At 76.3% G+C, this 625-nt stretch carries 1 protein-coding gene; it reads left to right on the top strand.

What is annotated here, in order from left to right; genetic code table 11:
• Positions 1-625: 3'-5' exonuclease (locus tag ACXJLU_RS33525; RefSeq protein ID WP_457338037.1), on the top strand; the 625-nt coding region annotated here is incomplete at both ends.

The raw sequence follows: 625 nt of genomic DNA, 5'->3' as shown, positions 1-625 counted from the left end.
GGACCGCATCGTGGCCGAGAGCGGCTACCGCGAGCGGGTCGCGGCCACCGTGCCGCCCGAGCAGCGCGCCGCGGCGCTGAACGCGATCGACGCGCTGCTCGGGCAGGCGCTGACGCTCGACGGCGCGCGCTACGCGACGCCCTACAACTTCGTCCGCGCGCTGAAGCGCCGCGCGCTGAAGGTGGCGCCGCCGGCCCAGCGCAACGCGGTGCAGCTGCTGACGGTGCACGGCGCCAAGGGCCTCGAAGCGCGCGTCGTCTTCATCATGGACAGCGCGCCCGAACGGTCCGGCACCGACACCGCCACCGTGCTGGTCGACTGGCCGGTCGAGCTGGACCGGCCGGCGCGCTGTGCCTTCGTCTACTCCGAGGGGGACGTGCCGCCGTCGCTGGCGCCGGCGATGGGGGCCGAGCTGGCGGCGCGGCAGCGCGAGGAGCTCAACGGCCTGTACGTCGCGATGACCCGAGCCCGCGAGCAGGTGGTGTTCAGCCGCACCGAGCCGCACATCGCCGCGCCCGGCGCGTCGTGGTGGCAGCGCGTCGACGCGCTCGCGCGGCCGTGGCTGCCGGCCGACGTGGCATCGGCCGAGGCGGGGCAGGGCGCCTTTGCGCTGCCGGCCCTGCCG

This window comes from Rhizobacter sp. P5_C2, assembly GCF_054049715.1.
The sequence above is the reverse complement of the archived record's forward strand: the minus strand, read 5'-3'. Positions and strand labels throughout refer to the sequence as shown.